This window comes from Lyngbya aestuarii BL J, from assembly GCF_000478195.2.
GTDB classification, from domain to species: Bacteria; Cyanobacteriota; Cyanobacteriia; order Cyanobacteriales; family Microcoleaceae; genus Capilliphycus; species Capilliphycus aestuarii.
The window spans coordinates 1-20635 of the sequence record NZ_AUZM01000063.1 but is presented as its reverse complement, the minus strand read 5'-3'; the positions used below and the strand labels follow the sequence as shown (position 1 = coordinate 20635).

The window sequence follows — 20635 nt, the reverse complement described above, 5'->3', positions numbered from 1 at the left end:
AAGGGGAAAAAATTATCAATGTAGAATTGCCGAACTTGTCCGTTCACTTGAATTCAATTCAAGTCCCACAGTCGAAGCCAAATCGCGTTCGGAAGCACCAGATTGATTGAGGCAAGGATAGAGATCTCTTTTGTTCTCTCAATTCTTCAATTTTCATAATTGATAATTGATCACTGATAATTCGTTGGATTTCCCCCAAACTTTCAGGTCATCAATTTGTAATTGATAATTCATAATTGATAATTCTGTTGAACACCTAAACCTCAACCCATCATTAATTGCTGAAATAACAACTTATGGATAGTTTACACACCTCAGTAGAGCCATTCTCCTCTCACCCTCTCTCCCCAGAAACTATCGAAACCCCTCAAATTTCTATTGTTGTACCGATTTACAATGAGGTTGAAAGTCTTCCTAGACTAATTGAGGCGATTCAAAACAGCTTAGAGCAAACCAGTTTAACCTATGAATTGATTTGTGTTGATGATGGTTCCCGAGACGGATCAACCGATCTTCTCCGAAAACTCGCCGCGACTAATCCCATTTTGAAAGCGGTGATTCTCCGACGCAACTATGGACAAACTCCGGCAATGTCGGCTGGATTTAATCATTCTCGCGGTGAGGTAATTGTTACTCTTGATGGGGACTTGCAAAATGATCCGGCCGATATTCCCATGCTGCTAGATAAACTCAATGAAGGCTACGATGTGGTGAGTGGATGGCGTAAAAACAGACAGGATAAGGCTTTAACACGATTACTGCCGTCAAAAATTGCCAACTGGATCATTGGACGGATGACAGATGTCAAACTTCATGACTATGGCTGTTCTTTAAAAGCTTATCGGGCTGAGGTGGCGGCCGATCTCAAACTCTATGGGGAGTTACACCGATTTTTACCCGCTTTGGCTGTGATTGAAGGGGCGAGAATTACAGAAATACCTGTGCGTCATCATGCTCGTCAGTTTGGTCACAGCAAGTATGGCTTGGATCGCACCTTCCGAGTGGTGATGGATTTGTTAACGATTTCCTTTATAAAAAAGTTCCTCACTCGACCCATGCACGTCTTTGGGTTACTGGGTATGCTTTCGCTGTTAGTTGGGGTTCTGTCTGGAATGTACTTGACGTTCCTCAAATACGGTTTAGGTCAGAGTATTGGTGATCGTCCTCTGCTGATCCTCGCTGTTTTACTCACCCTAACGGGTATTCAACTTTTCAGCTTTGGCCTCTTAGCTGAGGTGTTGATGCGAACTTACCACGAGTCTCAAAATCGACCCATTTATCGAGTTCGAGAAGTCGTGACGACAAAAAACTCTAAATCTCAGCATCTCACCCCGCGTTCTTAGCTGAGGCTCAAGGCTTAAGAATCTAAGTCTGAAGTAATGGGAAAGATTTTGCAAGCCATATTACGAGGTGGAACTTGGGGAGAGTGTTCAGATTGTTTCGATGAGTCTGAACGCTCTACTGCTTCTTGGGAAGGAGCAATACATACTCCAACTTGTCCTATACCTGCCATTAGGGTGCTGACTCGCTGCAAGATGATCCCGATCTCTTGAACCAATTGTTCTGCAATTAGGCGAGAAGGAGCGATGATCATAAAGGTCATCGGTTCCCCGCCTTGAAAAGGCGGGGCTTGCCGATGACCGCGTGCTGCGGTCATAACTCCAGTTGGACTCGGAACCATACCATAACTACATTCTCCGAGTCGGCTTTGGGTCGCGAGGTTCAAAGAGTCGTGAAAACGATTGATTAAAGCTTGATAGAATGATTCGTTGAGAGCGCGATTGTCGAAAATCGGTTGAGGTAGCATAGTCAGTCCTTTATGTAGTACGTCCTCTGTTGCCGCTCCTTCGCTTGGCTTAGGGACAAGGTTTTCAGCTTTTACTTTTTTTACTTTAACATTTATTAACAAATTAGAGAAACCCTCGATTGAACAATCTGTAATAATTCTGTAATCAGTGACTACTCCCACATCAAATCAGAGATTATGATGTGGGCTTCTTCAAACTCACGAATGAGACTTGCTGCTCCTCAATATCAATAATTGATTTACCACAGCCATTGAGCGGCAGTCCAACCGCCATTAATGCACGATTCAAAATATTGAGACCACTGTTCCAGTCCCGGTCAATCGAAACACCACAACTGGAACAGTTGTGAACTCTATCAGCCAGATTTTTCTCAACTCTCACTCCACAATTGAAACATTCAATGCTTGTCCTTCGTGGATCAACTTTCTCAACTATCAGACCGCGTTTGACCGCCACTGCCTGTAAGATTTCCAGAAATGCTCCCCACGCCGCATCATGTATTGATTTTGCTAGCTGAGTTCTAGCTAATCCTTTGATGTTTAAATTTTCATGACCAACAGTCATACTTACTACATAACCAATGTGCAACCTGGTAGTGAAATTCCTTTCGGCAACGGGTTAAATGCAGGTGCAACAAAGCGACTTTCTGTTTAGCCTTCTCCCAATTTTTAGACCCCTTCACACGACGAGACATGACCCGTTGAGCAGTCGCCAACTTATCAGTCGCTTTACGGTAAAACTGTGGAATAGGAACAGCCTCACCATCTGATGTGGTCAGAAACTTCTCTAAGCCAACATCAATACCAACAGCAGATTTAACCTCATCGACAGGTAACAACTCAGGGACGGTATCATCTTGCACGGAAAAACAGGCATACCAGCCGTCTGCTTTTTTGATGATGGTACATTGTTTGAGAGTAAAACCGTCCGGTATGGGTCTGTGCATCACCACAGGTATCTCACCAATCCGACTCAGCTTAAGCACTCCATCTTTGATATGCGCTCCTGCTTTGGAGTTGTTTACTCGCGGAAACACAAATGACCGTAATTGACCTTGTTTTTTGAACCGAGGTCGCCCTCCACGTTTTCCGGTCGCATCCGGTTTTCTCCATCGTTCCCAGGCTTTGTTAAGCCGCTGTAGGTTAACCTGTTGCGTCTCTGCGTAGATTTTTTTGTACTCCGGGAACAACCGCTTAGTTTCTTTTAAAGCTGATTGCTGAGTGTAGTATGTTACTGGTTCAGGTATATCCCCAATCGGCTCACTGATAATACTGCACCTATCACTCTGACAACGAGTCCTATTTAACCAATCAAGCCTTTCACCGAGCGCGTAGTTCCAGTGACGACGCAACAGTTCTAACCACTTTTCAATCGTGGCTATCTGTTCGGTACTGGGCTTGATTCGGTAGACGTAAGTGAGTATCATGAATTAATTGTAGCACTTATCGTGATATTTTGAAAGGTAACTATACTAAAAGCAATAGGTCAGTTTATCGTCTTACTGTACATATTGTATTCGTGACCAAATACAGGCGAAAAACTATTACAGACGAAATATTAACCAGACTGAATCAAATCTGTGCTGATACCTGCATCCAATGGGAGTGCAGTCTGATTGAGTTCAACGGTGAACTTGATCATATCCACCTTTTAGTTGACCTTAACCCTAAAGTGGCTCCGGTTAAACTGATAGCAAATATCAAAACCGTTACCAGTCGTCTGATACGTCAAGAGTTTGCAGGACACCTGGAAAAGTTTTATGGCGACAAAAAAGTTTTCTGGACAGGTTCTTACTTTATTGCATCTTGTGGCGGTGTAACAATAGAACAATTGAAAAGTTATGTTCAAGATCACGCATACCCCGTCGGGCAATTCCCCTCCCGCTAAATCGGAGATTATAACGGGAGACCCCTTGCCCGTTTAGTTGGATCGGTCAATCCCCCAGTCAGTCGCCTATTGCACTGCAAAATTAAATAAACTGATGGTTTTGATTAGATTAAACTCATTTTCCTGATTCTTCTAGAGTAAAACCGCAAGCACTCGTTGAACTCAAATTTGAGGGATGGGGAAATCGGGAAAGTAATCTGTTCAAATTGGACTGTATAACAGTTGATTGGGATCGCTAAATCGATATCATTGACAGAACGGACAAATCCTGAAAAGCTAATCATAATAGCCGTTCTTTTGGCGAACGCAACTTGAAACAGTCGTCTTCTTACTGGCAACTTCTCCCCTTTTTCCGTCCCCACTGGCAAACGATCGCCAAAGCTTTAGCGTGTACACTCGGTTTTACGGCATTTTGGCCGTTGCTGGCTTGGCTGGTTGGTGAAATTGCCGGTTATATTGGTCAGGGTGATGTCAATGCGATCGCCCAATTTGCAGGTTTAGCGGCAATTATTTTTCTGGTTCGGGGTACGGTTCAATATGGTCAAGATACGTTAATGGCTTCTGCGGCGTTAGCGATCGCCCTCGATCTCAGAAAACAGGTTTATACCCATCTCCATCAACTCAGTGTCGGTTATTTTGAAACCGCAAAAACAGGCGATCTTTCTTACCGTCTCACCGAAGAAATTGATCGGGTTGGTGAAGTTATTTATAAATTCTTTCATCAGTTTACCCCCTGCATTTTACAGCTTATTGTGGTGTTGGGGTACATGATTTATATTAACTGGCAACTCACTCTCGGCACTTTAATTGTTGCTCCGTTAATGGCAGTATTAATTGGCTGGTTTGGGGAAAAGTTGCTAACTTTTAGTCGCCATAGTCAAACTCGCACTTCTAACCTCGCTTCTCTGTTAACTGAAGTTTTCAATGGGATTCGTTTAGTACAAGCTTTTTCCGCTCAAGACTACGAAATTTCTCGTTTTACACTGGAATCAGAATACAACCGACGCGCCAAATTTAGGGCTGAACAAATTAAAGCAATTCAGTTTGTGGTGGTTGGTTTTTTAGAAGCAATGAGTATTGTGTTTTTGTTCTTGTTGGGGGGGTGGCAAATCTCCCAAAATAACTTAACGGGAACTGAATTTATTAGTTATGTGACTGCTGTTGCTTTATTAATTGATCCGATTGCGTTAACAACCAGTAATTATAGTGAATTTAAACAAGGTGAAGCCTCTTGTGATCGCCTCTTTGAACTTTTAGCGATTCAGTCCACAGTTAGAGAAAGATCAGACGCGACTATACTTCCAGTGGTTAAAGGAAAAGTAGAATATCAAAATATTAACTTTGCTTATCTTCCTGAAAAACCGATTTTAAACCACCTAAATTTAACGGTTAAGCCCGGAGAAATGGTGGCGTTAGTCGGGGCTTCTGGGGCGGGAAAAACAACGTTAGTAAACTTGCTTCCTCGATTTTACGATCCCCAACTCGGTCAAATTTTAATTGATGGTGTAAATATTCGAGAAGTGACTCTGAGTAGTCTACGAAAACAAATTGGGATTGTTCCGCAAGAGGTGATTTTATTCTCAGGAACGGTGGCTCAAAATATTGCTTTTGGTCAAATTTATTATGATTTAAAAGAGGTGAAAACTGCCGCAGAAATTGCCAATGTACATCAGTTTATTTCTCAACTTCCCGAAGGGTATCAAACCTTAGTTGGGGAACGAGGGGTAAATTTATCAGGAGGACAAAGACAACGAATTGCAATTGCTCGGGCAGTATTATTAAACCCTAGAATTTTAATTTTAGATGAAGCCACTTCTGCTTTAGACTCAGAATCAGAGGCTTTAGTTCAAGAAGCATTAGAGCGATTAATGAAAAATAAAACTGTATTTGTCATTGCTCATCGTTTGGCAACGGTACGACGGGCAAATCGCATTTTAGTGATAGAAGGGGGTCAAATTGTCGAGTCAGGAACTCATAATCAGTTATTAGAAAAGGGTGAACGATATGCTCGCTATTATGCTCAACAATTTAGTTAAATATTTATTTTTATTTTTTAAACTGAGATGAAAATTTTAATCTGTACAGGTGAAGTTTCGGGTGATTTACAAGGGGCGATGTTAATTGAAAGCCTTTACCGTCAAGCCCAAAATTTAGATCTAGACTTAGAAATTATCGCTTTAGGCGGAACTCGGATGGAAAAAGCCGGAGCAAAATTGTTAGGAAATACAGCGAGTATTGGTTCAGTAGGCATTTTAGAATCTTTGCCTTATATATTTCCCAGTCTCAAAATTCAGCGACAAGTTCAGAACTATTTACAACAAAATCAGCCTGATTTAGTTGTTTTAATTGACTACATGGGGCCGAATATTAATCTTGGTAATTATATCCGTCGTCATTTTTCTGAAATTCAGATTATTTACTACATCGCTCCCCAAGAATGGGTGTGGTCTTTGGGGTCTAAAAATACGGCTGAAATTGTCAAAATCACAAACCGACTGTTAGCTATTTTTCCCGAAGAAGCCCGTTATTTTCAAACAAAAGGGGCAAATGTCACCTGGGTAGGTCATCCTTTAATTGATCGGATGCAAACCGCTCCCAGTCGAGAAGAAGCCAGAACAAAATTAGGAATTCCACCCGATGAAATTGCGATCGCGCTTTTACCTGCTTCCCGTTGGCAAGAAATCAAGTATTTAATGCCTGTCATGTTTAAGGCGGCAAAAATTATTCAGTCTAAATTGCCTCAAGTTCGGTTTTGGATTCCTCTCTCATTATCAGAATACCAGGATTCCATTGAAAAGTCAATTCAAAAATATGGTTTAAAGGCTAAATTAGTCCCGACTGACATTGATCCTAATCAGACTTTAAATGTTTTAGCCAGTGCAGATTTAGCGCTTACAAAATCAGGAACAGTTAACTTAGAGATTGCGTTGTTAAATGTTCCGCAAGTTGTCATTTATCGCGTCAGTCCGGTGACAGCTTGGATCGCTCGAAATCTCCTAAAATTTTCGATTCCGTTTATGTCACCCCCGAATTTAGTTCAAATGAAATCTATTGTTCCTGAATTACTTCAAGAAGAAGCCACACCAGAAAGGATTGTATCAGAAGTCATGGAACTTTTAAATAATCCTCAACGTCGTCAAAAAATGCAAGCAGACTATCAAGAAATGCGACAATCTTTAGGAGAAATAGGGGTGTGTGATCGGGCGGCGGCGGAAATCATGAACCGTGTATTTTAAAAACAATAATTGTTTTTTATTCTCTTGATTATATTCAATTTTGATATTGATTCAATCTTGATATTGAGGGAGATCAACACCTAGAGGGAATCGTTTTTCAGGGCAATAACCTTTACCTCTAATCAAAAATTTTAACCGTGATCTTTTCGTGACCGGATTGGATTATACTACTCCCAGTCGGTGATCGCCTGTTGTCTCTACTTCTAAAAACAACACTGAAGATTGAATTTAGATTTTTCTTCCGGTAAGACTCAATATAACCTCGAAGTAGACAGAAAGTTTAGCAAGAGTATCTGTTGAACAAACAAACTCTCTTACCCCCTCAACCCTCAAAAAACCTGAACTTATGAGAACTCTAGCGACTGTTCTTTTATTGCTGATCTTGTCGTTTACAACTCCAGCCTTAGCCGATCAAACTCAAATTCGTAACTACAGTAAAGCCCAAGATTTATTTTGGGGAGAACTGTATTCAAAAGGTGGAGAAGAACTTTACTGTGGGGAAAAATTAACCCCTGGTGATCGTTCTTTTAATATTGAACACGTTTATCCCGCCTCTTGGATGAAAGAAGCCGCAGGGTGTGCAGGAACATCTCGCAAAAAATGCCGAAAAGTGAGCGATCGCTTTAATCATATGGAAGCAGATTTACACAATCTCTATCCGTCTTTAAGCTATTATAACAGCAAACGATCCAATTATAGCTTTGCAATTATCCCTGGAGATTCAATCATTCAAGGCTGTGATTTTGAACTGAATGGTAAACAAGAATTAGTTGAACCTCGCCCGATATCCCGAGGAAATATTGCTCGTTCTATCTTTTATATGAACAAAGAATATGGCGCTAAAATTGCCCCTCCAGGTGGTGATGATCAACTGAAAGACTTATTAACAGCTTGGCATTGTACTGATCCTGTAGATGAGACTGAACGAGTTCGTAATGATCGCATCGAAGAACTGCAAGGAAATCGCAATCCTTTTATCGATAATCCCAATTTAATTTCTTGTAAAAATATCAAGTCATTTCCAGAAGACTAACTGTTAAACTTTAGAAAAGCACCGATCATCTTAATTAAGCTAAAACGATGAAACCAGAAAAAACAGAACAACCTTTTAATCTTCTAACTCCCGATGAAATCTGGTTAGATATTGAAAATCATTGGGCGGAAAACTGTCTAAAAGAGTTAGGATATTCAGGTTTATTTAATGGTTATCCTGATGGCCAGTTTAAACCCGATAATTTAATGACTCGGGCGGAATTTGCAGCCGCTTTAAAGAAAGCCTTTCCTAATACTCCAGCCAAACGAAAAGCGATTAAATTTGCTGATGTTTCCTCCAGTTTTTGGGCATTTGAAGCAATCCGTTGGGCTTATGAACGGCAGTTTCTTTCTGGTTATCCGGGTGGAGTATTTAAGCCCCAACAAAATATTCCCCGAGTGCAAGCTTTAGTAGCGCTAGCCAGTGGCTTAAACTTAGAAGCAAATCCTCAACTGATCAACTCTTTGAATCAACTATTTGAGGATTCCGCAGAGATTCCGAGTTATGCTAATTCTGGTGTTGCAGCAACTTTAGAAAAGCGAATTGTTGTTCGTCATCCTAACAGTAGTCTAAAAAAACTTACCCCCAATAAACCTGCAACAAGGGCGGAAATTGCCGTTTTTATCGCTCAATCTATTTTACAACCGGGACAAATAGATCGAGTCGATTCTCAACTCATTACTGAACCGCTAATTTCTCCTGATTTTCCTCCTGCTAATCCCTGGAAAAACAATCAATTTGAGCGCAAATTATCTGAATCTGCAAAAGCCATTGCTTGGAGTTATAACGAACAAGTTATAGGAACTTATCAGCCACAAACTGGAATCACACTCTGGGATGTTAAAACAGGAAACTCTATAGAGATTATTGCAGAGGAAAACAATCAAATCTATCTGAGTTTTGCCCTCAATCAAACAGCAGAAGTTATCGCCTTCTATGTTTATTACACTGAGACAAAAGAACTTAGCATCAAACTTTTAAATCGCACGAGTCAAGTAATTCAAACCTTGGAAAAGATCCAATTTTTAGATTATTTTATTTTAGATGAAAAGTTTTTAACTCTCTTAGAATTTAGCCCAAATGGAGAGATTTTAGCAACCTTTGCCGGAAGTATTGATCCTCAACGGTCTGATTATGGAGAGATTCAACTTTGGAATATTCAGCAGGGTAAAACTGTCCAAACTTTAATTATTCCTCCGAGATTATCACAATTGGTGTTTAGTCACGATAGTCAAAAATTTGCGACTTATAATACTCAAGGAGAAGTGAAAGTTTGGAATGTTAGCACAGGTGAATTACTCTATACATGGAAGGAAGAAACGTCTATTGATGACATCACTTTTAGCATAGATAGTCAATTTTTACTGAGTGCAGTTTTAGGTTTTGTTGGCGGTTTTCCCATTTCTACTAATGTTCGAGTTTGGGATATGTCAACAGGAATGTTACGATTTAACGTTGACTTACCTGTAGATCGAACCAGTGAAAACAGAACTCTTTCTGGGGATGGAAGAACTTATTATGCTAGTGGTACAGTCGCGGGGGCTAACTTTTTTTATGTCGGAAACAATGATACTTTTGAGTTGGTTTTTCCGCCTAATGTTTCTCCAATGACAATTTATAGTGCGAAACAGAATTTATTTAGCCCACAGGGGAATTTATTTGCAATGGCAACTTCTGAGGGGGCTTTGATCTGGAATTCATCTTATTAGCATCATCGGGTGTATTCAATTGATTTATTTTTCTGAAGACTCGTCACCATCAAAAATTAATGCACCCACCCATTTCTGAAGACTGACGAAAATAATAGTTTGATGTACCCTACCCATTTTTAAAAATATGTTTTAACCTTTTCTAATAGTGCTATAACACCCAATCATGTCTGAATCTCAAAACTCTCATCCTCAAGCTTTATCGCCAACTTTAACCGCTTTACAAGGTTTAATTGATGTTGTCGCCCAGTTGCGATCGCCGGATGGGGGTTGTCCTTGGGATCTCGCCCAAACGCCTCAAACCTTGACTCCTTATGTCATTGAAGAAGCCTATGAGGTGGTGGATGCTATCCGTAGTGGCGATGTAGAAGCGATCGCGGAGGAGTTAGGAGATTTATTGCTTCAGGTGGTTTTACAAGCCCAAATTGCTAGCGAGTCTCAACAATTTTCGCTTGAAGATGTCGCCAATTGCATTACAGAAAAGTTGATTCGTCGTCATCCTCATGTATTCGCAGAAGTTGAGGTGGAAACGGTAGAAGAAGTTCACGAAAATTGGGAAAAAATTAAAGCAGTAGAAAAGGGAGAAAACCCAGACACTCAACTGTTATCGTCTAAACTGAGTCGGTATGCGCGTCAACTTCCCCCGTTGATGGGTGCGATGAAAATCTCTCAAAAAGCGGCATCTGTAGGGTTTGAGTGGGATAATATTGAGGGAGTTTGGGAGAAGTTTCACGAAGAATTAGCTGAGTTTGAACACGCTCTTTTGCATGAGGAGAAAGCCAACCAACAAGCGGAATTAGGAGATATTTTATTTACTTTGGTGAATTTAGCGCGATGGTCTGAACTTGATCCCGAAGCAGCGTTACAGGGGACGAATCAGCGATTTATTCAGCGATTTTCTTTACTGGAACAAGCTTGCGATCGCCCTTTATCAGACTACACCTTAGAAGAATTAGAAGCCCTTTGGCAAACCGCTAAAGCTCAACTGGCAAAATAACTACCCATTTTATCTTTCTAGTTACAGCTTAACACAAACCTTGAGTGGATTGCCACTTTGAGGGGGAGAAACTTTGTGTTAATAATCTTAAAGTAAATAGATAAAAATGCTCAAGCTATAGGACAATTGAGTTGGAAATTGAATTTTGATTTCCAGCCGTTTTGTTCTTGAGTTCTGTTCAGAGTTGAAATTGTGCTGGATAGTTGTTTTAATATCAGGGGAGAGAGATGAACAATGCTTCAAACCAAAGTTTATTCAATTGATCTCATCAAAGATGAAGCCCGTCAGCTAGTTTGTCAGGGCGTTGTATGCTGTCATCAACCGATTTACACCCTTTGTCAATATATTCCTTCCCGAGACTGGGAATGCGTTGAGTGTGAACTAGAAGATCACGACTTTTTACTGCGAGATCGGATTATTGATTTGATTGGCTCTGAGGATTGGCACGAAGACTAACCCAATTTTATAACCAGAAGATTTTATCTGTCTAAAGAAAAACAGTCGATAAAATTCTATCAATTTGTATAAGTTGAAATTATTCCTAACCCAGATTTTTTGGGTTATTTTTTTCTTTTATGAGAGAAAATTATCAGCCTTCAATCCTGAGAGTTGTCATTGACTACTACACAGTATAGGTTTTGGCAAGAATTTGTAAATAAACTGAAAAATAGCTATCTAAAATCTCCATTTTCGGCGACAATGAAGATAAGTTATAAATGGATCTGTAGATTAGGCTACCAATTATCCATCGAAATCTGAATTTATTCCTAAAAAATCTCCTTCCGGTCAAACCCGCTCACAAACCCAGTTTTTCGTTAGATGTCCGGCTCAAATCTAGAAGTAAAAATGGACATCGGGTATTTGTATAATCTCACCTTGATCAAAAGTTGACATTTTTAAAGATAGAGTTCAAGATCAATATCTAATATTAAGAGAGGAAAAAATCATGGCTTTTCAGAAAATCTTAGTCGCCTTAGACTGTTCAAGCTTAGAAGCAGCAACAGTTTTTCAAGAAGCTCTCAAACTCGCCAAAACTGAAGGAAGTAAATTGATGTTATTTCATTGTATTTCGTGGGAAAACGAAGAAACAATCAATCCTTTAGTGGGAATTGGAGCATTAGGAAATATCAACTTACACAAAACACTACAAAACTTTTGTCAAGAAAGTTGGGTCGAGGAAATAGACAAAGTTCGTCACAGTTTACAAGCTTATCGGGATCAGGCAATCTCTCAAGGGGTTTCTGTAGAATACAAATATCAAGTCGGAAATCCGAGTGGATCAATTTGTGAGCAAGCTGAAGATTGGGGTGCAGATTTAGTGATGATCGGACGACGAAACCGCTTCAAATGGTCAGAATTGTTCTCAAGGCGCGTCAGTAGCTATGTCTTGAATAACGCCTCTTGTTCTGTGTTTATGATTCAAACGGGAATTTATTGTGCTGAAAACCTATCAGTTTCTAACGCTCAAGCGATCTTTAGTTAATTGTAAGTTCAGATCCTTTAAAATTAAACTAGAAAGTATTGATTAAAGTGTGATTCCCCCACCAACAATGGTGACAATTTCCAAAACATCTCCCGCTTTCATTTCTGTAGCTTCCCAAAATTGTCTGTGCAGAATTTCGCCGTTATATTCTACAGCCACTAAACGGGGATTTAACCCCATCTGCTCTAAAAAATCGGGTAATTTCGTGTGAGGAGAACAGGTTTTTACGTCTCCATTAACCTGAAGTTGTACTAGCTCAGACATCAGAATTTAATGGTTAATTTGATGAAGGATTAGGTAAAATATTGTAAGCCCGTAACGTTTGAACACGAGTGAGTTGAGACAGAAAATACTGCGTAACCAGTGTCGGTTGTTCAGCTTCCATAATCGCTCTAACAACAGCAATTCGTTCGCCGCCAACAGACATAACATCATCAAAATTATTCATATCAATTCCCCCAATGGCAAACCAAGGAATTGTACAATTTTGAGCCGCATGACGCACATAATCTAAGCCCGCAGCAGGTTTGTCTGCTTTGGTTGGGGTTGCATAGACAGGCCCAACTCCAATATAATCCGCGCCCTGTGCAATTGCCTTTTCCATTTCTTGGGGGTTCGTGGTTGAACGTCCAATAATTCGTTGAGGGCCGAGTAACTGACGAGCTAAACTAATTGGAATATCTTTTTGTCCGAGATGAACCCCATCAGCATTAGAAGCGATCGCCAAATCGACGCGATCATTCATAATAAATAAAGCATTATACCGATGACAAAGTTCACAAAGTTTTTCGGCATTTTGAAGCCGAATTTCATCATCGTTTTGTTTGTCTCGATATTGTACCAATTTCAGTCCGCCTTGGAGAGCCGCTTCTACAATCGAGAACATTTTATCCGAGGGAGAAGTCACTAAATACAAATAAGCATCATCAAGGAGTTGATACCGTTGATAAGCCAATAACCGACTTTCGAGGGTATAAACTCGATAGCGCATTTGCTTAAACGATACACCCATATCGGGATGATAAATTTTGCCGTATTCTTCTAGTACCCGTAAGGCTTCTTCTACGCGGCAGAAATTCGCCTGCAATACGCTATCAATTCCCTCCCGTTTTTCTTCTTGGGGATGAGTTAACTCCGTCCCTAAATCGCCGGGAGTATCTCTAGATAGACGCAATTTCATTGTATGCCAGTGAGCCAGTTCTTGTCGTAACTGTTTGCACTCTTCCGCCAATTCGGCGCTATCGAGTCCAAAGCGACACCATTCTTCAATAATTCTCAACCCCTCACGAGCGCGATCTAAATTTGCGTCTAGAATGCGATAGAGGGCGGGCTGTACCCGTTTATCCCAACTTTGTTGATCGGCCATCAAACCCACCTCAATCTGTATTTACCTTGCCCGATTACAAAAGAACCGCAGGCTACTATAGCGCTTTGCGTAGGCAACAGGGAATAGGCAATCTTGCAAAAGGGATCACAAAGTCTCCAAACTCTCACGAATAGCACTGAACCCTTCGCCTTAATTTATGAATACATGAGGAAGTCTGTTATCTATCATCAGATTTTGAATCAGATAGACCTTAAAAATTCTTAATGATATAAAATGACTGAAGCTTTTAAAGCGTCCCATAATAGGGCATACTTGACGCAATTCCAATTTTTCGTTAGATTTTGCAATTCTACAACAGTTTGTCGGAGTACAGCCGTGAATTCAGCATCCCACCGCAACTGTGAATTTACCTCACACAATCTCAATCTCAAGCTTGATCATCAAAAGTTGAGCTTGACTAAACGTTCTCAACGTTATCGCTCTGATCTCAACGATGAGTCTACTCATCTGCAATGGAGTTCTCGATTTCAAAGACTCTCGCTTTTGCTCGTTGCTCTCACAGGTTTTCACCTGGGTATAGCTCCTACAGAGACATTAGCAGAACCATTGCTCACCCAACAAGTGGCTCAAACCCCTCAGTCTCCCAATACTCCCACTAACATTATTTACGTGAGTGCTTCAGTCGGAGATGATACCGGGGACGGTTCCCAACAGTCTCCCTTGAGAACCATTACTCAAGCCTTAACCCTGGCTCAACCCAATACCGCGATTATCCTCGCACCCGGAACCTACAGCGCCCAAACCGGGGAACAATTTCCCCTGATGCTGCGACCCAATATCACCGTTCAAGGCAATCCTAACACTCGCGGAGAAGCCATTATCATCTCGGGTGGGGGGTTCTATACCAGTCGCACTTTTGCCAAACAAGATATTGCGGTTCTCGGCGCCAACGGTGCAAGAATTAGTGGGGTGACAGTCACAAATCCCAATCCGAGAGGGTATGGATTATGGGTAGAATCGACTTCGATGATTGTTTCCAACAACACGTTTACAAGGAATACCCATGATGGGATTTCTGTGGTTGGGACAGGGGCGCCTTTAATTCAAGAAAATAATTTTAGCGAAAATGGCGCCAATGGAATTACCGTGTTTGGTTCCTCTCGCCCTGAAATTCGCAATAATGAATTTCAAAATACTGGGTTTGGAATTAATATCTCCCAAAATGCCGCTCCGTTTATTGCCGGAAATCGGATTATTTTTAATAAAGATGGTGTGGTTATCCAAGCCAACGCCCGTCCGATTTTAAGAGATAATTATATCGAACGCAACGAACGAGATGGGATTGTGGCGATTGCAACCGCCTTACCCGACTTGGGAACGACAAGCGAACCCGGTCAAAATGTGATTCGGAGTAATGGCCGTTATGACATCAACAATGGGACTAAAACCCAAGTCATTCAAGCCTACGGAAATCAACTCACCCTCGCTAATACCACAGGTTCAGTTCAAGTCAGCGGTAATTATACCGCCCCAGATGCGCCCTCTCCCATCGCCCAACAACTCCTTGCTAGCCGCATTAGTGACGACTCTGCTGACCGTTCAACCGCTTCTAATAACCCCTCTGCCGTTTCTCCGATTAATACTAGCGCCGCTTTACCTGTTTTCGTCCCAGAAGCATCCACCGCTCGCCCTCCCGTCCGTAATACTCGTCGTTCCGCCACCCGTCGTCCTGTGTCTATTGCGGTTCCCCCTCCGGAAACTCAACCGATTTCCACTCCGCCCCCAGTCACTCGTCGGTCAAATCCTTCTCCTAACAAACCCTTAATTCTCTCTAACCTCTCCTCAAGCCCCACCAATGAGTCTACCGCTATTCCCATCGCGGTTCCGCCCCCAGAAACCGGACGAGTGTTGAATCCCTATCCCGGCCAAAATTCACCCCCACAGGCTTTATCTTCGGGTGTATTACCTGTTCCGGGTTCTCGCATTCCCGTTAGCGGTGAGGGGCATCTTCCAACCGGGTTAAATACTGGCCCTTCTGCGAGTCCGGCTACACGTCAGTTAACCCCTCTGAGAACGGCTTTAAGAGGCAGTTTACAGTATCGGGTTGTAATCGAGGACAATAGTGAACGGGTTTATCGACAGGTGAGAACTGTGGTTCCCGATGCGTTTCGGACAGTGGTTGGAGGACGTTCAATTATCCAAGCGGGCGCTTTTCAAAGTCGTTATAAAGCCGATGAAGTGATACAATTGCTAAACCGAAATGGAGTTCGAGCTAAACTTGAATCCTACAACTAAGTCTCTTGTTATTCTAAGCAACGCGAAGAATCTCTGAAGATGCTTCACGGAGTTCAGCATGACATTTGAGCTTTTGAGTTTGTTATCTATATCATCGATGAGCAACGCGAAGAATCTAGAAGTCTTTTGAACCAGTTAGCTGAAAATTCATCTATTCTCAATTGATGAAACTCTCGGGTGTCTTTTTACTTTTTTTCTAACCTATGAATGTTAAAATAAAACCAGACTGGGCGGGGGGCGATGTATTATCTCAATTGGTGAATGTGTTGATTAAAACTCCACCCATTTACAGCGTAATGAAACATCAAGCCCGACAGGTTTTAATTAAAACAGCCGAAAAAAATGGCATTCCCTGGCGAAAACATTATCAACAGTTAGAAGCCTCTGAAGTTAAAAAAATATTCTCAGAAATTAACGATAAAAATATTATTTATCCCGACTATTATCACAAACCCTTTCATGCTTACGACGCGGGAAACTTATGTTGGAAAGCTGCATTTGAAGCCGAGTCTGCAACCTATTCAATGGGGTTGAGAGTTTGGAAAAATGAAAAGATCAGTTGGGAAACCGCCCACGAGAGATTACGTTATAGTTTTCATCAAGTTCTCAACAACTATCTCCCAAAATCGGTTAATCATGTCTTGGATATTGGCTGTTCGGTGGGAGTTTCTACCCGAAGTTTACATCATTATCTGAAACACAATCATAACCCAAACGTTCAGACTATGGGTTTAGATTTGTCGCCCTATATGTTAGCCGTCGCTAAACACCAAGATACTCAAGCAGACATTACATGGAAACACGCCAACGCTGAAAAAACAGACTTCCCCGATGATTTTTTTGATGTTGTTACCCTCCAATTTCTCATCCATGAACTTCCCCGTCAAGCCACACGAAATATCTTTCAAGAAGCCTTGAGAATTCTTCGCCCTGGTGGATGTTTAGCCCTCGTTGATAATAATCCCAAATCTCCGGTTATTCAGAATTTACCGCCTGTATTATTTACCCTAATGAAAAGTACCGAACCCTGGAGTGATGATTATTATACCTTTGAGGTAGAAGCGGCTTTAAAAGAGATTGGTTTTGAGTATAAAACAACTGTTGCGAGTGATCCGCGTCATCGTACAATTATTGGGATTAAACCCTAAAAGTCAAAGTTAGCCTTGACGTTTCTTGTCGCCTTGAATTCTCAAAAATTCACCAATAAAAGCCATTAATCCCGAACCGATAATTAAAATCACACTCAAGGCATTAATATCCGGTTTAACCCCGGTTCTAATGCGGCTAAAAATCTCCATTGGTAAGGTTGTTGCGCCACTTCCGGCTGTAAAACTGGCAATTAAAAAGTCATCCATACTCAGAACAAAAGCCAGTAAACAACCTGATAAAATTCCCGGCATTAACTCTGGTAATAAAACCTGAATAAACGCTTCCACCGGAGTCGCCCCTAAGTCTAAAGCTGCTTCTTCTAAATGAGGATTGAGATCCGCTAAACGAGTCGAAACCACTAACGCCACATAAGCCAAACAAAAGACAACATGAGCGGAAACAATTGTCCAAATACTTAAAGGAATTGCCACCGCAGCTAGAAAAACTAATGTAGAAACAGCGATCGCAATATCGGGAATAATTAATGGTAAATAGGAAACCCCTTGATATAAACTTTTTCCTCGAAATCGAAACCGAGCCAATCCTACCGCCATTAAAGTCCCAATCACGGCTGAAACTCCCACCGCAGCAAAGGCAACAATTAAACTATTTTGTAAAGCGGATAAAATCCGAGTATCTTGAAAAAGTTTAGTATACCATTCTAATGTAAACCCCTGCCATCCCGCACTATACCGAGATTTATTAAAGCTATAAAACGTTAAAACAAAAATCGGCAGGTACATATAAAAAAACATCAATCCCACAAAAATGACCTGCCAAGAAACCTTGAATTTTGGTTTGGTGTCTCTCATTTCTATCGGAATATCCTCATTTTGATGATGTTGTTTTGAATCTTGTTGCATGAGAAAATTATCAAGTTAGATCAAATCTGGCAATCGCCCATCGGAAAAATTCAGAAGTAATTGTTTCCCATCTTCCTACCTCCCCATCACCCCCTGCACCCCACCTCCCCCTGCACCCTATTTCGAGGGTCTACCATCGCCATATTTCAACAGCAGTGCAATCGCGATACTCACCCCCATAATTAACACCATACTTAATGCCGAACCAAAGCCCCAATTTTGAGTTGCTCCTAAAAATTGATTGTAAATTAACCGAGAAACCGTCATACTCGAAGCGCCGCCCAACAGTTCAGGATCGACAAAATCTCCTAAAGCGCTAATAAACACCAATAACGATCCCGCTGCAATACCCGCCCTAGATTGAGGTACAGTCACCTTCCAAAACGTTTCTGTTGGTTTTGCTCCTAAATCAGCAGAAGCCTCCAATAAACGCCGATCTAGCTTTTCTAACGCCGCATACAGAACCGTGACAATATAAGGCAAATAACTATAAGCCATCCCAATTAAAACAGCCGGAGTTCGGTTGAGCAACTCCAACGCGGGTAAACCTAAAAAGCCTAAAAACGAGTTTAATACCCCTGTGGGTCGTAAAATCGTAATCCAGGCATAGGTTCGCAATAGTGAAGACGTCCACAAGGGTAAAACAAAGCCCAACAGCAGCAAATTTCGCCAACGAGAAGGAGCATTAATCGCGATCCAGTAGGCAACCGGAAACCCTAATATTAAACAGAAAACCGTCGTTCCTAAAGCATAAAATAGCGATCGCCCAATCACCTGTAAATTAATCGGATCAAAAACTCGTAAATAGTTCGCAATTCCATCGGGAATCACTACATCACCGGGTCGAATATTCTCAACTAAACTCAGTTCAAAAATAACCAACGTCGGGAGAACGAGCAACAGCAACAGCCACAACCCCGCCGGCCCCAACAATACCAACGGGCCGAGTAGATCCCCTGCTTTTTGTTTTAAACCCGTTTTGGGGGTCGGATGGGGAAGATTTGACGGATTTTTACTCGATACAGCCATGTTGATTAAGCACTGGTAAGTTTCGTCCAATAGCGATCATAAATTTCGCTCACCGCAGCAGAAATCGGAGCTAAAGATTCACTTCTTTCAATCACAGACTCAGGCGGAAACAGGGTGGGATCATCTCGCAAACTTTTCGGAAGTTTTCTAAAAGCCAGTTGGGAAGGAGTTGCAAAACTGAGGCGTTCGACAACTTGAGCCGCAATTTCTGGCTGAAGCATAAAATTCATCCACTGATAAGCCCCCTCGGGGTTGGGAGCGGATTTGGGAATCACCAGCGTATCCGTCCACAGCGATGATCCGCTTTTAGGAGTAATGTACCTCAAATCCTCGTTTTCCGGCATAATTTCCGCCGCATCTGCTGAATAACACATCGCAATCAACAAATCCCCGACAATAATCTGAGGACGCCAAGCATCTGTGGTAAACGAAGCAATTGCAGGTTGGAGTGAGGCCAGTTTTTCATAGGCTTGGCGAATGTGTTGAGGATCAGTTGAGTTGTAGGAGTAGCCCAACATTCGCAACGTCGCACCCATCACCTCACGAACATCATTGAGAAGGGTAAATCGCTTGGAGATCTCCCGTTGATGTTCCCACAGATATTCCCAGTCTTGAGGAACATCTTTCAGCAGACGACTGTTGTAAATTAATCCCGTTGTTCCCCAACTGATGGGGACACTGTAGCGGTTTGCGGGATCATAAACTGGATTTTGGAACATTGGGAACATATCTTCCAAACCCACAATCAGCGAGTGATCCAACTCTCGGAGAAAGCCCAGATCTGCCATCTTCTGAACCATATAATCAGAAGGATAGATGATACTATAAGCTCCTGCTCCCCCGGCTTGAAGACGAGCCAGCATTGATTCGTTGGAGTCAAACACATCTGCAACAACTTTTAACCCCGTTTCTTGGGTAAAGCGATCTAGTAAATCGCGATCGGTGTAACCCGTCCAAGTGTAGATATAAAGGGTATCTGAGTCTACTCTAGTATTAGGTGTGGTTTTGACCTCAGCCAGAGTCCAACCGCAGCTAGAAAGGGTAGAAGCCGCAGCAGTCGCCAGCGTGGTCTGAAGAAATTGACGTCGGGTAAGAACCGCCCTGATCATATTGGGTAATGGTCTAATGATTGGAGGCACTGGAGGCACTGTCTCAGCACAGTTCGAGTCGAACTCATTGAAACTAACAGATTTTATTTTCCCACAAACGGCTGTTGCTCAAAAGCAGGTAAACTCAGCAAAGTCGGATTTTAGTTTTGTTTACTCAAAGCTAAACAGTCTGTTGGCTGCCAGCAAACGTATATTGGAGTATCTCCATCGGTGATCGCTTCATTGGTTTTCGACTGTTGAACGGTCAGTTGTTCACCGGAGATTAATTGTACAATGTATTGTAGGTGAGTTCCTAAATACATGGTATTGATCACTCGTCCTTCAAAACAGTTCACCGCACCGCTAACCGGATAGGAATTTAAAGAAATTTTCTCGGGTCTTACACTAACAACAACTGCATCTCCCACTTGGATATCGGAGTTGGGCGGAGTCTGAGTGTGTTGTTTGGGGTAGGCTTCGATTTTTAAACCTGTTTCTGTAACGATCAGTTGACTGGTTTGATCGACTGCTTCTACTTGTCCTGTGAATAAGTTGGTATCACCAATAAAGTCAGCTACAAAGGGAGTTTGAGGATGTTCGTAGATTTCGTTGGGTGTTCCAATTTGTTCGATGCGGCCTTCGTGCATGACGGCAATTCGATCTGATAAACTCATGGCTTCTTCTTGGTCGTGAGTAACCATAACGAACGTTAAGCCAAGATTTTTGTGTAG

20 protein-coding genes are annotated in these 20635 nt (G+C 41.7%); 11 read left to right on the top strand and 9 right to left on the bottom strand.

Features of this window, described 5'->3' with window-relative positions; all coding sequences use genetic code 11:
* Positions 1 to 296: 296 nt before the first annotated feature.
* Positions 297 to 1343, top strand: a complete 1047-nt coding sequence (locus M595_RS21225; protein ID WP_023068501.1) for a glycosyltransferase family 2 protein — start codon at positions 297 to 299, stop codon at positions 1341 to 1343.
* A gap of 14 nt (positions 1344 to 1357) precedes the next feature.
* On the opposite strand, the gene M595_RS21220 is transcribed toward M595_RS21225, so the two are convergent.
* The 3 genes from M595_RS21220 to M595_RS21215 all read right to left on the bottom strand — a co-directional run bounded on the left by M595_RS21220 (position 1358) and on the right by M595_RS21215 (position 3234).
* On the bottom strand, positions 1358 to 1807 hold the full coding sequence (locus tag M595_RS21220) for a hypothetical protein (protein WP_023068523.1): 450 nt from the start codon (positions 1805 to 1807) through the stop codon (positions 1358 to 1360).
* A 175-nt stretch (positions 1808 to 1982) separates the two neighbouring features.
* Complete coding sequence (locus M595_RS33045) at positions 1983 to 2372, bottom strand: RNA-guided endonuclease InsQ/TnpB family protein (RefSeq protein ID WP_375339251.1); 390 nt, start codon at positions 2370 to 2372, stop codon at positions 1983 to 1985.
* The gene (locus tag M595_RS21215; RefSeq protein WP_023068508.1) at positions 2356 to 3234 is read right to left on the bottom strand and encodes an RNA-guided endonuclease InsQ/TnpB family protein; all 879 of its coding nucleotides are present in this window, start codon (positions 3232 to 3234) and stop codon (positions 2356 to 2358) included. The genes M595_RS33045 and M595_RS21215 overlap by 17 nt, the downstream gene beginning before the upstream one ends.
* 29 nt (positions 3235 to 3263) lie before the next feature.
* Between M595_RS21215 and tnpA the strand changes: the two genes are divergently transcribed.
* The 8 genes from tnpA to M595_RS21175 all read left to right on the top strand — a co-directional run bounded on the left by tnpA (position 3264) and on the right by M595_RS21175 (position 12153).
* Positions 3264 to 3695, top strand: coding sequence for an IS200/IS605 family transposase (gene tnpA, locus M595_RS21210; protein ID WP_152983606.1), 432 nt, complete (start codon positions 3264 to 3266; stop codon positions 3693 to 3695).
* A gap of 311 nt (positions 3696 to 4006) precedes the next feature.
* Positions 4007 to 5731: an ABC transporter ATP-binding protein gene (locus M595_RS21205; protein ID WP_023068510.1), complete on the top strand. Its 1725-nt coding sequence runs from the start codon at positions 4007 to 4009 to the stop codon at positions 5729 to 5731.
* A gap of 27 nt (positions 5732 to 5758) precedes the next feature.
* Positions 5759 to 6931: a lipid-A-disaccharide synthase gene (lpxB, locus tag M595_RS21200; RefSeq protein ID WP_023068514.1), complete on the top strand. Its 1173-nt coding sequence runs from the start codon at positions 5759 to 5761 to the stop codon at positions 6929 to 6931.
* Positions 6932 to 7277: 346 nt separating this feature from the next.
* Entirely contained in the window at positions 7278 to 7964 is a 687-nt protein-coding gene (locus M595_RS21195) for an endonuclease I family protein (RefSeq protein WP_023068517.1), read from the top strand.
* A gap of 47 nt (positions 7965 to 8011) precedes the next feature.
* On the top strand, positions 8012 to 9673 hold the full coding sequence (locus tag M595_RS21190) for an S-layer homology domain-containing protein (protein ID WP_023068498.1): 1662 nt from the start codon (positions 8012 to 8014) through the stop codon (positions 9671 to 9673).
* Between the two features lie 166 nt (positions 9674 to 9839).
* Positions 9840 to 10670, top strand: coding sequence for a nucleoside triphosphate pyrophosphohydrolase (mazG, locus tag M595_RS21185; RefSeq protein WP_023068505.1), 831 nt, complete (start codon positions 9840 to 9842; stop codon positions 10668 to 10670).
* A 234-nt stretch (positions 10671 to 10904) separates the two neighbouring features.
* Positions 10905 to 11126 (top strand): DUF4327 family protein, encoded by a 222-nt coding sequence (locus tag M595_RS21180; RefSeq protein WP_023068494.1) that lies wholly within the window; start codon positions 10905 to 10907, stop codon positions 11124 to 11126.
* Positions 11127 to 11616: 490 nt separating this feature from the next.
* Complete coding sequence (locus tag M595_RS21175) at positions 11617 to 12153, top strand: universal stress protein (RefSeq protein ID WP_023068516.1); 537 nt, start codon at positions 11617 to 11619, stop codon at positions 12151 to 12153.
* 42 nt (positions 12154 to 12195) lie between these two features.
* Here M595_RS21175 and thiS read toward each other — a convergent pair whose 3' ends face one another.
* Positions 12196 to 12417 carry a sulfur carrier protein ThiS gene (thiS, locus tag M595_RS21170; RefSeq protein WP_023068520.1) on the bottom strand — a complete coding sequence of 74 codons (222 nt, stop codon included), beginning with the start codon at positions 12415 to 12417 and terminating at the stop codon, positions 12196 to 12198.
* A gap of 13 nt (positions 12418 to 12430) precedes the next feature.
* A complete protein-coding gene (locus M595_RS21165) occupies positions 12431 to 13519 on the bottom strand; it encodes a thiamine phosphate synthase (RefSeq protein WP_023068507.1) in 1089 nt (362 codons plus the stop codon).
* A gap of 336 nt (positions 13520 to 13855) precedes the next feature.
* Between M595_RS21165 and M595_RS21160 the strand changes: the two genes are divergently transcribed.
* Entirely contained in the window at positions 13856 to 15775 is a 1920-nt protein-coding gene (locus tag M595_RS21160) for a DUF1565 domain-containing protein (RefSeq protein ID WP_023068504.1), read from the top strand.
* Positions 15776 to 15978: 203 nt separating this feature from the next.
* Complete coding sequence (locus M595_RS21155; RefSeq protein ID WP_023068497.1) at positions 15979 to 16923, top strand: class I SAM-dependent methyltransferase; 945 nt, start codon at positions 15979 to 15981, stop codon at positions 16921 to 16923.
* A 9-nt stretch (positions 16924 to 16932) separates the two neighbouring features.
* On the opposite strand, the gene M595_RS21150 is transcribed toward M595_RS21155, so the two are convergent.
* The 4 genes from M595_RS21150 to M595_RS21135 all read right to left on the bottom strand — a co-directional run.
* A complete protein-coding gene (locus tag M595_RS21150) occupies positions 16933 to 17787 on the bottom strand; it encodes an ABC transporter permease (protein WP_040484451.1) in 855 nt (284 codons plus the stop codon).
* A gap of 117 nt (positions 17788 to 17904) precedes the next feature.
* Entirely contained in the window at positions 17905 to 18816 is a 912-nt protein-coding gene (locus tag M595_RS21145; protein WP_023068500.1) for an ABC transporter permease, read from the bottom strand.
* Between the two features lie 5 nt (positions 18817 to 18821).
* Entirely contained in the window at positions 18822 to 19925 is a 1104-nt protein-coding gene (locus M595_RS21140; RefSeq protein WP_023068511.1) for a polyamine ABC transporter substrate-binding protein, read from the bottom strand.
* A gap of 140 nt (positions 19926 to 20065) precedes the next feature.
* A partial coding sequence (locus tag M595_RS21135) for an ABC transporter ATP-binding protein (protein WP_040484454.1) occupies positions 20066 to 20635 on the bottom strand: 570 nt, incomplete at its 5' end.

Bases quoted from the DNA above. Each gene is read 5' to 3' on its own strand.
- M595_RS21225 (WP_023068501.1), top strand. From the start codon at position 297: ATGGATAGTTTACACACCTCAGTAGAGCCATTCTCCTCTCACCCTCTC.
- M595_RS21220 (WP_023068523.1), bottom strand. From the start codon at position 1,807: ATGCTACCTCAACCGATTTTCGACAATCGCGCTCTCAACGAATCATTC.
- M595_RS33045 (WP_375339251.1), bottom strand. From the start codon at position 2,372: ATGACTGTTGGTCATGAAAATTTAAACATCAAAGGATTAGCTAGAACT.
- M595_RS21215 (WP_023068508.1), bottom strand. From the start codon at position 3,234: ATGATACTCACTTACGTCTACCGAATCAAGCCCAGTACCGAACAGATA.
- lpxB (WP_023068514.1), top strand. From the start codon at position 5,759: ATGAAAATTTTAATCTGTACAGGTGAAGTTTCGGGTGATTTACAAGGG.
- M595_RS21195 (WP_023068517.1), top strand. From the start codon at position 7,278: ATGAGAACTCTAGCGACTGTTCTTTTATTGCTGATCTTGTCGTTTACA.
- M595_RS21190 (WP_023068498.1), top strand. From the start codon at position 8,012: ATGAAACCAGAAAAAACAGAACAACCTTTTAATCTTCTAACTCCCGAT.
- mazG (WP_023068505.1), top strand. From the start codon at position 9,840: ATGTCTGAATCTCAAAACTCTCATCCTCAAGCTTTATCGCCAACTTTA.
- M595_RS21180 (WP_023068494.1), top strand. From the start codon at position 10,905: ATGCTTCAAACCAAAGTTTATTCAATTGATCTCATCAAAGATGAAGCC.
- M595_RS21175 (WP_023068516.1), top strand. From the start codon at position 11,617: ATGGCTTTTCAGAAAATCTTAGTCGCCTTAGACTGTTCAAGCTTAGAA.
- thiS (WP_023068520.1), bottom strand. From the start codon at position 12,417: ATGTCTGAGCTAGTACAACTTCAGGTTAATGGAGACGTAAAAACCTGT.
- M595_RS21165 (WP_023068507.1), bottom strand. From the start codon at position 13,519: ATGGCCGATCAACAAAGTTGGGATAAACGGGTACAGCCCGCCCTCTAT.
- M595_RS21155 (WP_023068497.1), top strand. From the start codon at position 15,979: ATGAATGTTAAAATAAAACCAGACTGGGCGGGGGGCGATGTATTATCT.
- M595_RS21150 (WP_040484451.1), bottom strand. From the start codon at position 17,787: ATGCAACAAGATTCAAAACAACATCATCAAAATGAGGATATTCCGATA.
- M595_RS21145 (WP_023068500.1), bottom strand. From the start codon at position 18,816: ATGGCTGTATCGAGTAAAAATCCGTCAAATCTTCCCCATCCGACCCCC.
- M595_RS21140 (WP_023068511.1), bottom strand. From the start codon at position 19,925: ATGATCAGGGCGGTTCTTACCCGACGTCAATTTCTTCAGACCACGCTG.